The sequence below is a fragment of the Rhizobiaceae bacterium genome (genome assembly GCA_023953845.1).
In the GTDB taxonomy this organism is placed as follows: domain Bacteria; phylum Pseudomonadota; class Alphaproteobacteria; order Rhizobiales; family Rhizobiaceae; genus Arvimicrobium.
On record JAMLJC010000001.1, the window covers coordinates 815,652 to 832,357 of the forward strand.

The 16,706-nt window shown below is 65.0% G+C and carries 18 protein-coding genes; 12 read left to right on the forward strand and 6 right to left on the reverse strand.

The genetic code is table 11. The features are described 5' to 3' along the window. Positions 1 to 60: 60 nt before the first annotated feature. On the reverse strand, positions 61 to 2,259 hold the full coding sequence (locus tag M9955_04010; GenBank protein ID MCO5080806.1) for an esterase-like activity of phytase family protein: 2,199 nt from the start codon (positions 2,257 to 2,259) through the stop codon (positions 61 to 63). A 109-nt stretch (positions 2,260 to 2,368) separates the two neighbouring features. After that, entirely contained in the window at positions 2,369 to 2,530 is a 162-nt protein-coding gene (locus M9955_04015) for a hypothetical protein (protein ID MCO5080807.1), read from the reverse strand. A 99-nt stretch (positions 2,531 to 2,629) separates the two neighbouring features. Between M9955_04015 and M9955_04020 the strand changes: the two genes are divergently transcribed. From M9955_04020 to M9955_04075, 12 genes are all read left to right on the forward strand, one after another. Next, positions 2,630 to 3,202 carry a DUF3291 domain-containing protein gene (locus tag M9955_04020; protein ID MCO5080808.1) on the forward strand — a complete coding sequence of 191 codons (573 nt, stop codon included), beginning with the start codon at positions 2,630 to 2,632 and terminating at the stop codon, positions 3,200 to 3,202. A gap of 59 nt (positions 3,203 to 3,261) precedes the next feature. Further along, positions 3,262 to 5,184 carry a propionyl-CoA synthetase gene (locus M9955_04025; GenBank protein ID MCO5080809.1) on the forward strand — a complete coding sequence of 641 codons (1,923 nt, stop codon included), beginning with the start codon at positions 3,262 to 3,264 and terminating at the stop codon, positions 5,182 to 5,184. Between the two features lie 96 nt (positions 5,185 to 5,280). Next, positions 5,281 to 6,069, forward strand: coding sequence for an SDR family oxidoreductase (locus M9955_04030; GenBank protein ID MCO5080810.1), 789 nt, complete (start codon positions 5,281 to 5,283; stop codon positions 6,067 to 6,069). A gap of 79 nt (positions 6,070 to 6,148) precedes the next feature. Further along, positions 6,149 to 6,328: a hypothetical protein gene (locus M9955_04035; protein ID MCO5080811.1), complete on the forward strand. Its 180-nt coding sequence runs from the start codon at positions 6,149 to 6,151 to the stop codon at positions 6,326 to 6,328. Between the two features lie 63 nt (positions 6,329 to 6,391). Further along, entirely contained in the window at positions 6,392 to 6,985 is a 594-nt protein-coding gene (locus M9955_04040) for a DJ-1/PfpI family protein (protein MCO5080812.1), read from the forward strand. A gap of 51 nt (positions 6,986 to 7,036) precedes the next feature. Further along, positions 7,037 to 7,468, forward strand: a complete 432-nt coding sequence (locus M9955_04045) for a hypothetical protein (protein ID MCO5080813.1) — start codon at positions 7,037 to 7,039, stop codon at positions 7,466 to 7,468. Between the two features lie 3 nt (positions 7,469 to 7,471). Further along, entirely contained in the window at positions 7,472 to 8,191 is a 720-nt protein-coding gene (locus tag M9955_04050) for a YafY family transcriptional regulator (protein ID MCO5080814.1), read from the forward strand. A 195-nt stretch (positions 8,192 to 8,386) separates the two neighbouring features. Further along, complete coding sequence (locus M9955_04055; GenBank protein ID MCO5080815.1) at positions 8,387 to 9,331, forward strand: substrate-binding domain-containing protein; 945 nt, start codon at positions 8,387 to 8,389, stop codon at positions 9,329 to 9,331. Between the two features lie 176 nt (positions 9,332 to 9,507). Beyond that, positions 9,508 to 11,079, forward strand: coding sequence for a sugar ABC transporter ATP-binding protein (locus M9955_04060; GenBank protein MCO5080816.1), 1,572 nt, complete (start codon positions 9,508 to 9,510; stop codon positions 11,077 to 11,079). Beyond that, the gene (locus M9955_04065) at positions 11,076 to 12,092 is read left to right on the forward strand and encodes an ABC transporter permease (protein MCO5080817.1); all 1,017 of its coding nucleotides are present in this window, start codon (positions 11,076 to 11,078) and stop codon (positions 12,090 to 12,092) included. The genes M9955_04060 and M9955_04065 overlap by 4 nt, the downstream gene beginning before the upstream one ends. A gap of 126 nt (positions 12,093 to 12,218) precedes the next feature. Next, positions 12,219 to 13,223, forward strand: coding sequence for a LacI family transcriptional regulator (locus M9955_04070; protein MCO5080818.1), 1,005 nt, complete (start codon positions 12,219 to 12,221; stop codon positions 13,221 to 13,223). Between the two features lie 135 nt (positions 13,224 to 13,358). Further along, positions 13,359 to 14,303, forward strand: a complete 945-nt coding sequence (locus M9955_04075; GenBank protein ID MCO5080819.1) for a DUF2865 domain-containing protein — start codon at positions 13,359 to 13,361, stop codon at positions 14,301 to 14,303. Between the two features lie 73 nt (positions 14,304 to 14,376). Here M9955_04075 and M9955_04080 read toward each other — a convergent pair whose 3' ends face one another. Genes M9955_04080 through M9955_04095 form a run of 4 tightly spaced genes read right to left on the reverse strand, consistent with a single transcriptional unit; the run spans position 14,377 to position 16,531 of the window. Next, entirely contained in the window at positions 14,377 to 14,673 is a 297-nt protein-coding gene (locus tag M9955_04080; protein MCO5080820.1) for an N-acetyltransferase, read from the reverse strand. A gap of 10 nt (positions 14,674 to 14,683) precedes the next feature. Then, on the reverse strand, positions 14,684 to 14,983 hold the full coding sequence (locus tag M9955_04085) for a GNAT family N-acetyltransferase (GenBank protein MCO5080821.1): 300 nt from the start codon (positions 14,981 to 14,983) through the stop codon (positions 14,684 to 14,686). Beyond that, positions 14,977 to 15,597: an alpha/beta hydrolase gene (locus M9955_04090; protein MCO5080822.1), complete on the reverse strand. Its 621-nt coding sequence runs from the start codon at positions 15,595 to 15,597 to the stop codon at positions 14,977 to 14,979. Before M9955_04090 ends, M9955_04085 begins: the two co-directional genes overlap by 7 nt. 1 nt (position 15,598) lies before the next feature. Continuing rightward, complete coding sequence (locus M9955_04095; GenBank protein ID MCO5080823.1) at positions 15,599 to 16,531, reverse strand: VOC family protein; 933 nt, start codon at positions 16,529 to 16,531, stop codon at positions 15,599 to 15,601. Positions 16,532 to 16,706: the final 175 nt, after the last annotated feature.

Genomic DNA, 16,706 nt, shown 5'->3' on the forward strand with positions numbered 1-16,706 from the left:
AAGGCCGCGACTTGCGTCGCGGCCAGGCAAGCGTCGATTGCGGCAGAGGCGGGGCAAGCCTCAGTTCGACGCAGCGATGTTGCCGAGATTGAGGAAGATCGTCTCGCCGGAGGAATCATCGACGCCGTCATTGTCGGTGACGACGAAGGCGTTGCCGGCGGCGTCTATGGCGAAACCTTCCACCTTGTCCACGACATAGCCGTTGGTCGCGCCCTTGAGATCGGGGATCAGGTCGCGCACCAGCGTCTTCTCGACCAGCGGCAGATCGCCGTCGAGCCTGGCCGGCCTGAAGGCGTCGAGCGCCACGCGATAGATGTTCTTGGCCCGGGCGTTGGCGCCGATCTGGTTGTCACGCTCGATGATGTAGAGCCCGTCGCCGGAGGCGGCGATCTCGGAAAGGCCTATCCAGCCGGTCTCCGCGCCATCCAGCGGATAGCGCACAGCCGACCATTCCTTGACCTTCGGCTTGTAGGCCAGAAGCTTCACCTGGCCTTTCGGATCGTCCTGCCACTCGCGCTGCACGGCGAGGACCAGCGTGAGGTCATCGCCCTCGCCGATCGTCGTGATGCCCTCGAAGCCGAAGCGGGTTTCCTTGCCGTAGAGTTCGGCCGGCAGCGCGATTTCCTGCCTGATCTCGCCCTTCTCGTCGACGCGATAGATGGCGTTCGGAACGAGCTTCGCCGGATCGCCTTCCGAGGCCAGCCAGAAGCCGCCCTCGCCGTCGACCGCCAGACCTTCGATGTCGAGCTTCTGCGCCGGATTGCCGCCACGCGTCACGATCGTCTTCGCCGTGATGACGGCGGGCTTCTGCGTCGCATCGATGGTGAAGATCGAAGGCGCGCTGGAATAGACCGAGTCCGACGCGGCGAAGAGCTTCCCGGCCTCGCTTCTATCTGCCGTCAATGCGCCGAGCGCGCCCCAGCCGAGCGGCTTGCCGTCCTCGGTGCGGTTGGCGACCAGCATCGGATAGGCAGCGGGGCCCTCGGTGCGCTCGAACACCATCACATGCGAACGGGCAAGGCCGTCCTCGACCAGATCCGTCTCGTTGGCGGTGACGAAGAGGTTGCGCGACGGGATCGCCAGCAGCCCCTCCGGGCCGACGCCTGACGGCAGCAACTGCAGCAGCTTCGGCTCGGCGCCCGTGTCCTCGTAGACGCCGACCAGCGAACCGCGTTCCGAGCCGATGAAGAGGAGCTTCTGGTCGCCATAGGCGCCGACCTCGACGCCTTCCGGCTCGACGCCCTTCTTGTTGCGATGCTCGGGATAGTGACCGAGATCGGCAACGGCATATTCGAAGCTCGCGCCGGATTCGTAGACGACTTCGCCGGTCTTCGAGAAGATCGTGAAGCCGCGCGAGCCGCCCTTCCAGTCGCCTTCATTGGCGACGACGATACGGTCGTTGTCGATCCACTTCACCGCGTCGGGCTCGCGCGGCGTGTTCTCCACCTTGCCGGAGAATTTCAGCGCGCCGTCCTTCCTGGTGTCGACGCCCTCCAGCGTCACGCTGCCCGCGGAGAAATGCGAAGTGACCTTGCCGTTGGCCGCATCAACGATGGCGATGTGGTTGTTCTCCTGCAGCGTCACGGCGATCTCGCCGGCCTCGTTGAAGGCGACGAATTCCGGCTCCGCGTCCTCCGGAGCGATCTCGGAAAGGCTGGCCAGCTCGACCGTGCGGATCGCGCCGCAATCCGCCGCGCCGCCATCGAGCGAAACGATCTTCAGATTACCGGACGGCATCTGCGGGATCGCGCCATCATTCACCTCTTCGTCGCGCTCGTTCTCGATGGCGATGGCGAGGAATTTTCCGTCCTTGCTGAGCGCCAGCGAGTCAGGCTGGCCGCCGAGGTCGCAGGTCGTCTCGATCGCCTTCGAGGCGATGTCGATGACGGTCAGATTGCCGGAAGGGTTGGTCTTGGATTCGGACGTGTTGACGCCGGCCAGCACCTTGCCGCCCGCGACCACGACGGAAGTCGGCTCGCCATTGATCTTGACGATGCCGCCGGCCTTCGGCGCCCTCGGGTCGGTGATGTCGACGAAGCCGACAGCGCCGAGCGGGCTGTCCGAATAGACGAGCGTGTTGCCGTCTTCCGTGGCGGTGATGATCTCGGACGAGGTCGGCGTTTCCTTCTTGATGTCGGCGGGGAGATTGTCGGCCACGGCGAATGTCGCGACGCGGTTGAACATCATATCGGCATTGGCGGGCAGCGCGGCGGACGCCATCAGCGCGGCGGTCAGCAGGGCGAGACGTGTGGTAGACATTTTGACCCTCTCCTTGTCCTGAAAGAGGGTTTCCTTTCGCGCGTCCGCATTTCAGCGGCATGACGATCGCATGAAGCTTGCGTGACAACGCACAATCGCCACTATGGCGTCAGCCCTGATGGCTGAGCAATGCCGTCAGCGAGATCGCCGCAAGCGCGGCGATGGCAAGCTTCCAGAAATCCTTCCGGTGCCGAAGCCCCGGCAGACCGAGCGGCTTGATGATCTGGACGACCATCATGCAGAGGATGATGAGTGACAGGATTTTTGTCATGTCGCCTTTGAGCAGGCCGACGCGGCAGTGTCAAAGCGTCGCCGTTGGCTCGCACCCGGACGGAGTGTATCGTCGCTCTCGACACAATCCGTGTGAGCCATGAGCCAACCGCGCGTCGCCCTCTACACTTTCGGCGTTTTCCGCCTGCCCTCCGACGATCGCGCAAACCGGGGATTCCATGCCCGCAACGACCTCAATTTCGAGGCGGTCGAAGCCAGCGAGGGTTTCGTCGCCCGTTCCGGCTATGCGGACGAGCCGGGACCGGCGAGCTGGGGCGCCGAGGTCTATCCGCGCTTTTACGAGGAACGGGGCGACGGCTACTCTCCCGCGACGTTGTCGCTCTGGGTCGATCTTGAATCGCCGATGGCGTTTTCATACGCCGGCATCCATGCAGACGCGCTCCGCCACGGCCGCGACTGGTTCGTGAAGCCGGAATGGCCACCCTACGCGGTCTGGTGGGTTGACGGCGATCATGTGCCGGACTGGACCGAAGCCGTGGAAAGGCACGACCATCTCCACCGTCACGGACCGACGGCCCGTGCCTTCGATTTCAAGAATGCCTTCGACGCCGGAGGTTCGCCGCTCCGGATCGACCACGCGCGGATGAAGGAGCTCGTGAGGACGAACGTCGCACGGCAAGCAGCAAACTGGCAGATGGCGCGGTATCTTTGAGCCCCCGCCCTTCGTCGGATAGACGAGCAGCCTTGCCGGGGGTACATCACGGCCGCGACATGAGGGAGGAGCCTGTGACGTCACGCTATCATGAGACCTATGAGGGCTGGAAGCGCGAGCCGGAGGCGTTCTGGGCTGAAGCCGCGAAGTCGATCGACTGGTCGAAACCGTGGGATCGGGTATTCGATCCGGAGGCCGGCGCCTATGGCCGCTGGTTCGCTGGCGCCGAATGCAACACCTGCCACAATGCCGTCGACCGCCATGTCGCCGGAGGTCGCGCCGGCCAACTGGCGCTGGTCTACGACAGCCCGATGACAGGCAAGGTTGCACGGTACACCTATGCCGAGCTGAGGCGCGAGGTCGTGGCGCTCGCTTCGGTGCTCCGGAACCAGAGCATCGGCAAGGGCGACCGCGTCATCATCTACATGCCGATGGTGCCGGAAGCGCTCTTCGCCATGCTGGCCTGCGCGCGCCTCGGCGCCATTCATTCCGTGGTCTTCGGCGGTTTCGCTGCGCGCGAACTCGCCACCCGCATCGACGACGCCCAGCCCAAGCTGATCGTCTCGGCGTCCTGCGGCCTCGAGCCCGGACGCATCGTCGCCTACAAGCCGCTGCTGGACGAGGCCATCGACATGGCGCGTCACAAGCCGGATCGCTGCCTGATCCTGCAGCGGGATCAGAAGCGTTGCGACCTCATCGAGGGCCGCGACCTCGATCTCGCCGACCAGATGGCGCGCGAGCGTGCGGCGGGCGCCAATGTCGATTGCGTTCCCGTGGCCGCGACCGACCCGCTCTATGTGCTCTACACCTCCGGCACGACCGGCCAGCCCAAGGGCGTCGTCCGCGACAATGGCGGGCATATGGTGGCGCTGAAATGGTCGATGGAGAACGAGTTCGGCGTGAAGCCGGGCGAAGTGTTCTGGGCTGCCTCCGATGTCGGCTGGGTCGTCGGCCATTCCTACATCGTCTACGCGCCGCTGCTGCATGGCTGCACGACGATCCTGTTCGAGGGCAAGCCGATCGGCACGCCGGATGCCGGCACCTTCTGGCGGGTGATCGCCGAGCACGGCGTCGACGTGCTGTTCACGGCGCCCACCGCTTTCCGCGCCATCAAGGGGCAGGACCCGGACGGCGCGTTCCTGCCGAAATACGACCTGTCGAAGTTCCGCACCCTCTTCCTTGCCGGCGAGCGCGCCGATCCGCCAACGCTGGAATGGGCGGAGAAGAAGCTGGGCGTGCCCGTCATCGACCACTGGTGGCAGACGGAAACCGGCCACCCGATCAGCCAGAACCCGGTGGGGCTCGGCATGCTGCCGGTCAAGTACGGCTCGCCCGGCGTCTCCATGCCGGGCTTCGACGTGCAGGTGCTGGACGATGCAGGCCACGCGGTGCCTTCCGGCACCATGGGCAACGTGGTCATAAAGCTGCCGCTGCCGCCCGGCTGCCTGCCAACGCTGTGGAATGCGGACGACCGCTTTCGCGAGGCCTATCTCGCCGAGTTCCCCGGCTACTACAAGACGGCCGACGCCGGCTATCTGGACGATGACGGCTATCTCTTCATCATGGCCCGCACCGACGACATCATCAACGTCGCCGGCCATCGTCTCTCGACCGGCGGCATGGAGGAGGTCGTCGCCGAGCATCCGGACGTGGCGGAATGCGCCGTCGTCGGCATCGCGGACGCGATGAAGGGGCAGGTTCCCTGCGGTTTCGTCGTGCTGAGCGCCGGCCGCGACCGCGAAGCCGGCGAACTGGAGCGCGAGATCGTCGCGCTGGTGCGGGAGCGGATCGGCGCGGTCGCGGCGCTGAAGACGGTGATCCCCGTGAAGCGGCTGCCAAAAACCCGATCCGGCAAGATCCTGCGTGCGACCATCCAGAAGATCGCCGACAAGGAGGAGTGGAAGATGCCGGCGACCATCGACGATCCGGCCATCCTCGACGAGATCGGCGCGGCGCTGAGGGAGCGCGGCATCGGCGTTTAGGATCAGGTGACGGCGTCCCGCTGTCACCTTGACCCGACGGATCGCTTTCGCCACTGTCGCCGCGATTGTGCAACTGCGAAAAGGCGGAGCGAGGACATGGCCCTGGACGGCAAGACGGCGATCGTGACGGGCGCGGCCGGCGGCATCGGATATGCCATCGCCGAACGATTCCTGCGCGAAGGCGCCCGCGTCGTGATCGCGGATGTCGACCAGGCGAAGGGCACCAGGGCGGAAAAGGCTCTCTCGAAGCTGGGCGAAGTCCGCTTCATCCGCACCGACGTCGCGCGAAAGCTCGATGTCCACAATCTGGTGGCCGCCGCCATCGACGCCTTCGGCGACATCGATGTGCTCGTCAACAATGCCGGCATCGTGCACGACGCGGACTTTCTCGACCTGAAGGAGGAGGATTTCGACCGCGTGCTCGGGGTCAACCTCAAGGGCTCGTTCCTCGTGGGACAGGCGGTCGCCCGGCACATGGTCGACAAGGTCAGGCAGGGCGGCGCGCCGGGAGCGATCGTCAACATGTCTTCGATCAACGCGCTGGTCGCCATCCCGACACAGGTGCCCTACTCGATCTCCAAAGGCGGCGTGAACCAGCTCACCCGCGTCATGGCGCTGGCGCTCGCCCCTTACGGCATCCGCGTCAACGCGATCGGCCCGGGCTCGATCATGACCGACATGCTCAATGCCGTGAACAACGACCCGGCGGCCAGAAACCGCGTGCTGTCGCGCACGCCGCTCGGCCGCGTCGGCGAATCGTCGGAGATTGCCTCGATCGCCGCCTTCCTCGCCTCCGACGACGCCAGCTACGTCACCGGCCAGACCATCTACGCCGATGGCGGGCGGCTGCCGCTCAACTACACGGTTCCCGTGAAGCCGTTATAGCGTTTCCCACCCTCCTGACTCAGTGCTGTCAGCAGGGGTGTGCGATTATGGCTCCGCACACAAACAAGAGGAGCCAGCCATGCAACTGTCCGCACCCTTCCGCAGCGTCCGGCGCTACATCGGCAAGATCAGGACCATTCGCGATGAGATTCGCACGGAACGTTTCATGAACGCCTTGCCCGAGGAACTGCGCAAGGACATCGGCTGGCCGGATCGGCAGAGTGATCGCTCGATCCAGCGCCGGCGGTCCTTCGACTGAGCAACCTTTGCTTTTCGACCCGGCCGCCCCATCTTCACGAAGCGGCGACCGCAGGAAACTGTCATGAGCGAAAACAGCAGGGCAATCGGTTTCGTCTTCATCCCTGGCTTTGCCGACTGGGAATACGGCATGCTTTCCGCCTCGGCGGTCGACTGGTTCGGGGACAGGGCGATCGCCATGTCGCCGGACGGCAAGCCGGTCGCTTCGATGAGCGGCTTTGCGCTTTCTCCGCAGAGGGCGGCGGTCGTGGAGGAAAGTGCCGATCTCGACGGCGTCGTGCTCGTGGGCTCGGACAGATGGGCTTCGGATGAAGCGCCAGACGTCTCCGCCCTGCTGCATTCGATGCGCGGGCGCGGCGCAATCGTCGGCGGGATCTGTGCCGGCACGCTGGGTCTCGCCCGCGCCGGCCTGTTCGCCGACGTTGCCCATACGAGCAACGGCCGCGACTGGATCCTGCGCCATCTACCGGACTATCCGGGCAACGACAACTATCGGGATGTGCCGTATGCGGTGGCCGACACCGGGATCGTCTCGGCCCCGGGCTCGGCTCCCGGCACGTTCGCGCTGGAATTCCTGACGTTGTTGCATCCGGACAAGACGGAGGAACTGGCCGGGATGCGGGCGTTGTTCCAGAAGGAATATGCTGCTTCCTCCTGACAATATGCTGTCAGGAGCCTTGTGCGATAAGCCGGTCGAGGGAGATCGGACATGAAAAGTTGGACCGACAAGCTCGATGCGGGCACGCCCGTCGTGAAGCCGACGCCCCGGACGTTCGGCGACGTGGTGGAAGGACAGTCCATGCTGGTGCCGACGGCGCGTCAGGTGGACGACTTCATCCGTTCGATTCCGCCCGGCACGAAAATGGACGTTCGTGCGCTGCGCACGGCGCTGGCCCTCGAATACGGGGCGGAAGTGACCTGCCCGGTCTATATGGGCTATCATCTGCGCACGGTGGCCGAAGCCGCCAACGAGGCTCTGCAGCGCGGCATGCCGCTGGAGGACCTGACGCCCTTCTGGCGCGTGCTGGACGAGGATACGCCCACGACCGGGCGGCTGACCTTCGGCACCGACCTGCTGAGAGCCCAGCGCGCAAAGGAAGGGCTGCCCGGGGAAGGACAGGCCGAGAAAGGACGAGATTGAGCCATGCGCCGCGCCGACCGTCTGTTCCAGATCGTGCAACACCTGCGCGGCGGCCGTCTGGTCACCGCCCAGAAGCTCGGCACATGGCTCGAAGTCTCGGAGCGCACCATCTACCGGGACATCGCCGACCTGCAATCGACCGGCGTTCCCATCGATGGGGAGGCCGGCGTCGGCTACATGATGAGGGAAGGCTACGACCTTCCGCCGCTCATGTTCACGCGTGACGAGATCGTGGCGCTGGTGGCCGGAGCGCGCATGGTGCGCGCCTTCGGCGGCGCGGCGATGGCGCGGGCCGCCGAGGAAGCGCTGGTTAAGATCGGTTCGGTCCTGCCCGACAGCGAGAAGGACCGCATCGCCCGCACCGAGATCCATGCGCCCATGTATGTGGTCAGCGACGCGGCGCGCGCCGCCATCGACCTCATCGAGCGCGCCATCGAGAAGCGGCAGGTACTGACCATGGATTACCGCGACGAGGCCGGACGCGGCTCCCTGCGCGACGTGCGGCCGCTCGGACTGTGGTTCTGGGGCAAGGTCTGGACGTTGGTCGCATGGTGCGAGATGCGCGGCGATTTCCGTGCCTTCCGCATCGACCGCATCGCGGAGATCCGCTGCGCCGGACGCGTCTTCAAGCCCGAGCGCGGCAAGCAGCTTGCCGACTTCTATCGCACCATCGAGCGCAACGAGGACATGATGGCGCCGATGGCGCGCACCCACGGTTCTTGATCTTCATCTTCCAAGCCTCTGCGTTAACCGCATACGATCATGACGCATAATCGGCTTGCCGGAACGATAATGCGCTGCAGCATCGAATTGACTCTCATCTCCCCGTGAACGCCTTGCGCAAACGTTTGGCATTGATTAGGCTCGATGACCGGCGCTGAAGGAGGTTCAGCGCATGCCGGCCATTGGGAGGATTTCATGAACAGACGTGAGTTTCTGCTGTCGTCCGCCGCCACCGCTCTGGTGCTTGGCGCGCCCGCCGCTTTCGCACAGGACAAGCTGACCATTCTCGGCTCCGTGCCGAGCCTCAGCTTCCCCTTCTTCGTGCACATGCTGAACCAGATCAAGGTCGAGGCCGGGGCACAGGGCGTGAACCTGACCGAGAGCGACGGCCAGAATTCCGCGCCGAAGCAGACCGCCGATATCGAGGCGGCCATCGTGCAGAAGGTCAACGCCATCGTCATCTCGCCGCTTGACGTCAATGCGCTGGCGCCGGCGGTGGAGCAGGCGATCCAGGCCGGCATCCCGGTCGTCACCATCGATCGCCGCGTGGACAATGTCGAGGGCATCCTCGCCCATGTCGGCGCCGACAACGTCAAGGGCGGCGAGGCCGAAGCCCAGGCGGTCGTCGACGCCTTCCCGGACGGCGCCAAGATCTTCCATCTGCAGGGCCAGCCCGGCGCCGGCCCGGCGATCGACCGCAACAAGGGCGTCCACAACGTCATCGACCCGGTCAAGGACAAGTACCAGATCATCTTCGAGCAGACCGCGAACTTCGCGCGCGCCGAAGGCCTGTCGGTCACCGAGGCCGGCCTCGCCGCCAACGGCAAGCCGGACGCCATCATCTGCGCCAATGACGACATGGCGCTGGGGGCGATGGAGGCCTGCGCCGCGCGCGGCTTCAACGACGTCAAGATCTACGGCTTCGACGCGCTCCCCGAGGCTCTTGCGGCCGTTCGCGACGGCAAGCTCGCCGGCACCGTCGAGCAGTTCCCGGGCGAGCAGTCGCGCACCGCGGTCCGCATCGCTGTCGCCTACGCCAAGGACAAGACCGAACCGGCGGAGAAAGTTGTCCTGTTGACGCCCATCGTCATCGGCAAGGATAATCTCGACAAGGCCGAGCGTCTGGGCGAAGTGAAGTAGGACGCCTCCCAAGGCGAGGACCGATGCGTGGCCGGTTTTGAGTTGAGGCAGCCGGCCGCGCATCGCTGAGCATTCGACAGGGCGGCCGGCGCAATCCAGCAATACGGGACGGCTTTCTTCCGGCATTGCGGAGAATGACGCCGGGAAGGCCCGATCCGAGTCTTCGGGAGACGCAAATGCCCGCTGAAGCACCGTCATCCGCCGATGTGTTGCTGACCGTCGAGGGCGTAACGAAGCGCTTCGGCGGCGTCACCGCGTTGAGCGACGTATCGCTGGACGTGCGGCGCGGCGAGATTCTCGGCCTGATGGGCGAGAACGGCGCCGGCAAGTCGACGCTGCTCAAAATCCTGTCAGGCGTGCAGCCGCCCACCAGCGGCCGCATCACCTTCGACGGCAACGACTTCGCTCCCTCCAGCCCGCAGGAGGCGAAGCGGCTGGGCATCGTCACCATCTATCAGGAACTGAGCCTGATCCCGACCCTGACGGTGGCGGAGAACATCTTCATCGGCCGCGCCCCGACCGGCCTGCTCGGCTTCGTCAACTGGCGACGCATGGAGCGCGAGGCCCGCGACATCATCGCGCGCGTCGGCCTGAAGCTCGATCCGCGTACCCCGGTCTCCTCGCTTTCCGTCGCCGAGCAGCAGCTCGTCGAGATCGCACGCGCGCTTTCCCTCGACAGCCGCCTCATCATCATGGACGAGCCGACATCGGCGCTGACCGAAAGCGAGGTGCAGAAGCTGCTGTCGATCATGGACCGGCTGCGCAAGGATGGCGTCGCCATCATGTTCGTTACGCACCGGCTCGAGGAAGCGTCCTTCATCTGCGACCGCATGACCGTGCTGCGCGACGGCAAGCTCGCCGGACACCTGGAAAGAGAAGCCGGCCGGCCCATTCCCACCCCGCGCATCATCGAGCGCATGGTGGGGCGCGCGGCATCCGAGCTATACGCCCGCCCCACCGACCGTCACGTCGCCGGGGAAGTCCGCCTCTCGGTGCGCGGCCTGCGCACCGTACGCGATCCCGAAGCGCCGCACGCCATCGTGCTGGAAGGCGTCGATCTCGACCTCAAGGCCGGCGAGATCCTCGGCGTGGCCGGGCTTGTCGGCTCGGGTCGCACCGAACTGGCGCGCGCCATCTTCGGCGCCGACCGCATCGCCGCCGGAACGATCACGCTGGACGGCAGGCAGATAGCCCCCGCTTCGCCGGCCGACGCGATCGAACTCGGCATCGGGCTGGTGCCCGAGGACCGCAAGCATCAGGCGGTCTTCGCCGCGCTCGGCATCCTCAACAATTTCTCCGTGGCCGCCCTCGGCAATTACAGCAATAGCCTGGGCTTCATGCAGGAGCGGCGCGAGCGGGACGCCCTGATGAACTACAGGAAAATGCTGTCGATCCGCATGGCATCGCCAGAGCAGGCGATCGAGGGCCTGTCCGGCGGCAACCAGCAGAAGGTGATTCTCGCCCGCTGGCTGGCGCGCGATCCCAAGGTGCTGATCGTCGACGAGCCGACGCGCGGCGTCGATGTCGGCGCCAAGGCCGAGGTCCACCAGATTCTCGTGCAACTGGCGGCGCGCGGCATTGCGGTTATGGTGATATCGTCCGAATTGCCGGAGATCCTTGCCGTGAGCGACCGCATCGTCACCATGCGACAAGGACGCATCACCGGCGAAATGCCGGCGATCGAGGCCGATGAGGAGAAGCTGATGGCGTTGATGGCGCTCGATCAGCGTCAGGGGGAAGCAGCATGAGCAGCACCGTCGCCAACGAGGAACGCAAGGGCGTCGATCTTGCCCGCATCCTGGTCAGCTTCGGTCCGCTGATCTTCCTGGCTGCGCTGATCGTCGTGTTCACGGTCATGAAGCCGAGCTTCATCGACCCCATCAACCTGTTCAACATCATGCGGCAGATCTCGATCACCGGCCTGATCGCGCTCGGCATGACCTTCGTCATCCTCACGGCCGGCATCGACCTTTCCGTCGGCTCGCTGCTCGCCTTCTGCGGCATGGTGGCGGCGGTGGTCGCCAAGGGCGGCGCGGCGAACACGATGTCGCTCGATCCGTCGCAGGCCGCCGGCTACGGCTGGTTCGCGGCTATGCTGGCGGCGATCGTCGTAGGCGCGCTCTGCGGCGGCATACAGGGCCTGGCGATCACGCGCCTGAAGGTGCCGCCTTTCGTCGTCACGCTCGGCGGCCTCACCATCTTCCGCGGCCTGACGCTGACCATTTCCAACGGCGGCCCGATCTCGGGCTTCGAGCCCGCCATGCGCTGGTTCGGCACCGGTCTCATCGGTCCCGTCCCGGTTCCGGCGGTGATCTTCATCATCGCCGCGATCCTCTGCCACATCGTGCTGCGCTACACGCGCTATGGCCGCGCCGTCTATGCGGTGGGCGGCAATGCGGAGGCCGCGCGGCTTTCCGGCCTGCGTGTCGACCGTATCCTGATCTCGGTCTACGTGATCGTCGGCTTCTTCGCCGGGCTCGCCGCCTTCGTGCTGTCGGCACGCCTGAACTCGTCGGAGGCGGTGGCCGGCATCGGCTACGAATTGACCGTCATTTCGGCCGTGGTGATCGGCGGGACCTCGCTTTTCGGCGGTGTCGGCTCGATCACCGGCACGGTGGTCGGCGCCGCCCTCATCGGCGTGCTGCAGAACGGGCTACAGTTCAACAACGTTTCTTCCTATACACAGAGCATCGTAATTGGCCTCATCCTGGTCATCGCCGTGGCCTTCGACCGCTGGCTGAAATCGCGGGTGAGACGCTAAAACATGTCGCCCGAAAGTGGGAACCGGTTTCGGGACAACGATATGCGAAAAAACAATAACCTGAAGCGTGTCGCCTGATTCCGGTTCGATGCGACACGCTTTAACGAGAGGATCGGGACGCGCCCGATGGTGACGATCAAGGACGTCGCGAAAAGGGCCAACGTGTCCTTCACGACGGTATCGCATGTCATCAACAAGACGCGGCCCGTCAGTCCCGAAACGGCGACCCGCGTCGAGGCCGCCATCGTCGATCTCGGCTACCTGCCATCCGAAGTCGCCCGCTCGCTGAAATCGAACCGGACGCGCACCATTGGCATGATCGTGACGACCACGTCGAACCCCTTCTTCGGGGAGGTGATCCGCGGCGTGGAGCGCAGTTGTTTCGAAGCCGGCTATGCGCTGATGATCTGCAACACGGACGACGTGACCGATCAACTCGTCACCTACATGCAGACCCTGTTCGCCAAGCGCATCGACGCAGCCATCGTCATGACATCGAACGCCAGCCCGGAATTCTTCCGGCGTCTCGGCCAGATGAAGCGGGTGCCGATCGTCGCCATCGACGCGCCGCCCGGCGCCGTGTCATGCGTGGTCTCGGACGATTCCGTCCTTGGCGGACGCATCGTCGCGGAATACCTCCTCGATCTCGGTTTCGAGCGCATCGCATGCCTCACCGGCCCCGAGGAGCATCCGCGCATGGCGGATCGCCTCAAGGGCTTCACTGCGGCGCTTATGGATCGTGGCAAGGTCTTCGCGCCCGAACTGCTTCACCGGACGGCGCTCACCATGGAGGGCGGGCGCAACGCGGCGCGGCATCTGATGTCGAAGCCGCCGCATCTCAGGCCGCAGGCGATCTTCGCGCTGAGCGACGTCATGGCGATCGGCCTCTTGCACGGACTGCGCGAACTCGGGCTCACCATACCGGACGATGTTTCCGTCGTCGGCTATGACGATATCGAATTCGCTGCCTACACGTTTCCGCCACTGACGACGGTCAGGCAGCCGGCCGAGGAACTCGGAACGGTGGCCGCGAGGACCATGATCGCGCATCTGGATCAGGAAGCGCCGCTGCCGCGCTCGACCGCGATCAGGCCGCAACTGGTGATCCGGCAGTCCGTCAGACGACCCTGATCCGGTTTGCGCCCGGCCGGAGATTAAGGTTGATCGCAGCTTTGCACAGGACATGAATTGACGACGCGACGCATTGCGGAATAACAGCCTCGACTGGAAACGCTGCCAGTTCTCCTCATGCGGGCGGAGCGGATCGTGAAGCCGATACCTCGAACCGATACAGCCATGTTGCGGCGCGGCCTGTTTGCAGCCCTGCTTGCCGCAGGCGCGCTCTTCGGCGCCGCGACGGCCGCCCATGCCGACATCTGCGACGCGCTCCGCTCGCAATTGCGTACAGCCGCCGGCGGCCAGAGCCCGGAAGTGGCGCAGCTCAACCGGCAGCTTGCCGCGATCCGCAATCTGGAAAGCCGCCGCCAATGCAGCGGCAAGGCGAGGGGCGGCTTCTTCAACGCCTGCGGCGACCTTTCGAAGCGCCGCGCCGAAGTCGAACGGAAAATCCAGGTCGCGGCCCGCCAGAAGGGCGGGAGCCATGACGCCATACGCGCCCGCATGGCCGATCTCGGTTGCGCGATGGCGGTCGCCAGGCGTGACGCAGCGCGATCCGGACCGCTGCAATCGGCTTCGACATGGCGCGACGGCAGCGACACTCTGTTCTGCGTGCGCCTTTCCGACGGCTACTTTTTCCCGGCGCCCAACTCCCAGTTCGTGCAGGCCGCGAACTACAAGCTGATCCGGAGCCAGTGCCAATATATCTGCGACGACCCGCAAATGGCGGTATACGAGCTTCCCGACCTCTCGCTCGAGACGGAGGAGATGGTTTCGGTCGAAGAACGCAAGACCTACAAGAACCTGCCGAGCGCCTTCGCCTATCGCGAAGCAGCCGATTTCAAAGGGTGCGACCCGCAGCGTTATCACCGGCGCATGAACGAGGCGCGCGCCCGCGCGACCACGCCCACGACCGTCGATTCCGCCGGCATCGTGCTGCCGCTACCGGCACCGCGCCCGGACATCGATACGGTCATGGCCTATTCCGGCGAAACGCGGCCCGCCGCCGATCCGTTCACGCGCAAGGTGAGGATCGTCGGCACGCCGTTTCTTCCGAACGACCGTCCGACCCACACCGATCTTTTCGCCGACTAGGGCACTTCCGGCGCATGTTTCCCGACAGTGGGAACCGGTCTCGGGATGAAGACATGCGCAAAACAAGAAACTGCTACGCCGCCTTCACATCGTCCCATTCCGGCGACATGCGCCTGAATTCGTCCGCCACGAACCAGCAGGCGGGCGTGATCTTCAGGCCTTGCGCGCGGGCATCGGCGAAAAGCCTTTCGACCAGCGCCTCGCCCACGCCGTCGCCCCTGTATGGAGGCGGAACGAAGGTGTGGTCGGCGATGATGTGCTTTTCGCCGGCACGCACGAAGGTCAGGCGCGACTGCTCGCCATTCGGCATGACGATGAAATAGCGGCCGCCCTTCGGCGTCGCCTCGAAGCTGATTTCATCCATGTTCATGCCCCCGCTCTCAGGTGTTGAGCACGTCCGCCCATTCGGGATGCCGCTTGAACTGCGCATTCGCGAACGGGCAGAGCGGGATGATTTTCTTGCCCGCCGCGCGTGCGTCTTCCACGGCCCGCGTCACCAGACGCTGCCCGACGCCCTGGCCGCGAAAGGCGTCCGGCACGCCCGTGTGGTCGATGATGATGCGGTGCTCGCCAGCCTTGCTGAACGTCATCTCGGCGACCTCGCCGCCCGGCCCGCGCACGAAATAGCGTCCCTTGCTGCCGTCTTCTTCCAACTGGATTTCCGGTTGCTCGCTCACGATACCGCCTCCGTGCTTGCATTTTCGAGGAAACGCCTGGCTGCGGCCACCTCGTTCGGCCGCAACTCATGCCCGCCTTCGTGCCAGTCCAGCGTAACGGCGGCACCGGCATCGCGCAAATAGGCGTCGAGCCGCGAGGTGAGCCCCGGATGGCAGATCGGATCGCGACGACCCGCCGTAACCAAGATACGCTTGCCCGCCAGGCTTCCCGCGATCTCCGGCGCGAACGGGATCAGCGGATGCATCAGCACCGCCGCATCGAAGAGATCGGGCGCCGCGAACAGCGTCGACGCAAGGATGTTGGCGCCGTTCGAATAGCCGAGGCCGAAAACCTTGTCCGCGCCCGCCGCATGGCTGCGCACGAAATCCGTCATCTTTGCGGTTGCGCGGGCAAGGTCGTCCATGTCGTAGACGCCCTCTCCGGTGCGGTGGAAGAAACGCGCGGCACCCATTTCGGATACGTCGCCTCGCGGCGAGATGATCGTGGCCTGCGGCAGCAACTCCCGTCCCAGCGACAGGAGTTGGTGCTCGTCGCCGCCCGTGCCGTGGAACAGGAAGAGGGTCGGCGCGCCGGGCAGGCCCGGCCTCACCTCATGAATGTAGCTGTCCTTCGTCATCTCAGTCCTCCAACGGCTGCAGGTGCCCTTCGAGGTAGGACCTCAGATGCGCATGCTGCTTCGGCAGTTTCAGCGCCTCGCCAAGGTGGGCCGTATCCTCGTCGCGGTCGAATCCGGGCTCATTGGTCGCGATTTCGAACAACACGCCACCCGGTGTGCGGAAATAGACGGACCAGAAATAGTCGCGGTCAATGACCGGGGTCACCTGATAGCCCGTATCGACAAGCGCCTTGCGGACTTCGAGCTGCTTCGCGCGATCCTCGACCGCGAAGGCGACGTGATGCACGGAGCCTGCGCCGAGATCGGCGAAGCCCGCGCCCGGCAGCGTCTCGATATCAACCACATCCGCGCCATTGCCGTTCGGAACGGCGAGACGGGTGACGTTGCCGGCGGTATCCGCCTCCTGATAGCCCATATGCTTCAGCAGTTCCCTGGTGCGGCCGGCATCGCGCAGGCGCATCGATACCGAATGGAAGCCGCGGATCGCCTCGTCGTCCGGCACGCCGCCCTTCGCCCACGGCGCCCGCTCGTCGCCTTTCGCCTCGACAAGCGCGAAACTGTCGCCGTCAGGTCCGTCGAAATGCAGCCGGTTTTCGCCGAACAAACTTTCCGGCTTGACATGCGCGGCACCCTCATCGGTCAACCGTTTCGACCAGTATCCGAGCGATCCCTCGGGCACGGAGAAGACCGTGGTTCCGACCTCGCCGACGCCGCGACGCGCCTTGCCGATATTGGGGAACGGGAAATAGGTCATCACCGAACCGGGCGTGCCGAACTCGTCGGCATAATAGAGATGGTAGACATCCGGCGCGTCGAAATTGACGGTCTTCTTGACGCGGCGCAGGCCGAGCGTCTTCGTGAAGAAATGATTGTTCTGTCGTGCATCGGACGCCATCGAGGTGACGTGGTGCAGCCCCTTGATCTGATCGAGCATGATATGGCTCCTTCCGTTCGGACACATGGTGTCCTGTTGCTTGCCGACAATGTCGTGCGGCAGCGGCGGAATGGAAAGCGCCGGACCGCAGAATGGACCGTTCTCTCCATGGAGACAATGAAGGGGCGTTCGTTCATTGGACGGTGACGAAATGCGCTTGCCTTGCAGCGAAAAC

What these genes read in the sequence shown, in the direction of transcription:
- M9955_04010 (MCO5080806.1), bottom strand. Translation starts at nt 2,259, where the DNA reads ATGTCTACCACACGTCTCGCCCTGCTGACCGCCGCGCTGATGGCGTCC.
- M9955_04095 (MCO5080823.1), bottom strand. Translation starts at nt 16,531, where the DNA reads ATGCTCGATCAGATCAAGGGGCTGCACCACGTCACCTCGATGGCGTCC.
- M9955_04015 (MCO5080807.1), bottom strand. Translation starts at nt 2,530, where the DNA reads ATGACAAAAATCCTGTCACTCATCATCCTCTGCATGATGGTCGTCCAG.
- M9955_04070 (MCO5080818.1), top strand. Translation starts at nt 12,219, where the DNA reads ATGGTGACGATCAAGGACGTCGCGAAAAGGGCCAACGTGTCCTTCACG.
- M9955_04065 (MCO5080817.1), top strand. Translation starts at nt 11,076, where the DNA reads ATGAGCAGCACCGTCGCCAACGAGGAACGCAAGGGCGTCGATCTTGCC.
- M9955_04045 (MCO5080813.1), top strand. Translation starts at nt 7,037, where the DNA reads ATGAAAAGTTGGACCGACAAGCTCGATGCGGGCACGCCCGTCGTGAAG.
- M9955_04030 (MCO5080810.1), top strand. Translation starts at nt 5,281, where the DNA reads ATGGCCCTGGACGGCAAGACGGCGATCGTGACGGGCGCGGCCGGCGGC.
- M9955_04050 (MCO5080814.1), top strand. Translation starts at nt 7,472, where the DNA reads ATGCGCCGCGCCGACCGTCTGTTCCAGATCGTGCAACACCTGCGCGGC.
- M9955_04040 (MCO5080812.1), top strand. Translation starts at nt 6,392, where the DNA reads ATGAGCGAAAACAGCAGGGCAATCGGTTTCGTCTTCATCCCTGGCTTT.
- M9955_04060 (MCO5080816.1), top strand. Translation starts at nt 9,508, where the DNA reads ATGCCCGCTGAAGCACCGTCATCCGCCGATGTGTTGCTGACCGTCGAG.
- M9955_04025 (MCO5080809.1), top strand. Translation starts at nt 3,262, where the DNA reads ATGAGGGAGGAGCCTGTGACGTCACGCTATCATGAGACCTATGAGGGC.
- M9955_04020 (MCO5080808.1), top strand. Translation starts at nt 2,630, where the DNA reads ATGAGCCAACCGCGCGTCGCCCTCTACACTTTCGGCGTTTTCCGCCTG.
- M9955_04035 (MCO5080811.1), top strand. Translation starts at nt 6,149, where the DNA reads ATGCAACTGTCCGCACCCTTCCGCAGCGTCCGGCGCTACATCGGCAAG.
- M9955_04090 (MCO5080822.1), bottom strand. Translation starts at nt 15,597, where the DNA reads ATGACGAAGGACAGCTACATTCATGAGGTGAGGCCGGGCCTGCCCGGC.
- M9955_04055 (MCO5080815.1), top strand. Translation starts at nt 8,387, where the DNA reads ATGAACAGACGTGAGTTTCTGCTGTCGTCCGCCGCCACCGCTCTGGTG.
- M9955_04080 (MCO5080820.1), bottom strand. Translation starts at nt 14,673, where the DNA reads ATGAACATGGATGAAATCAGCTTCGAGGCGACGCCGAAGGGCGGCCGC.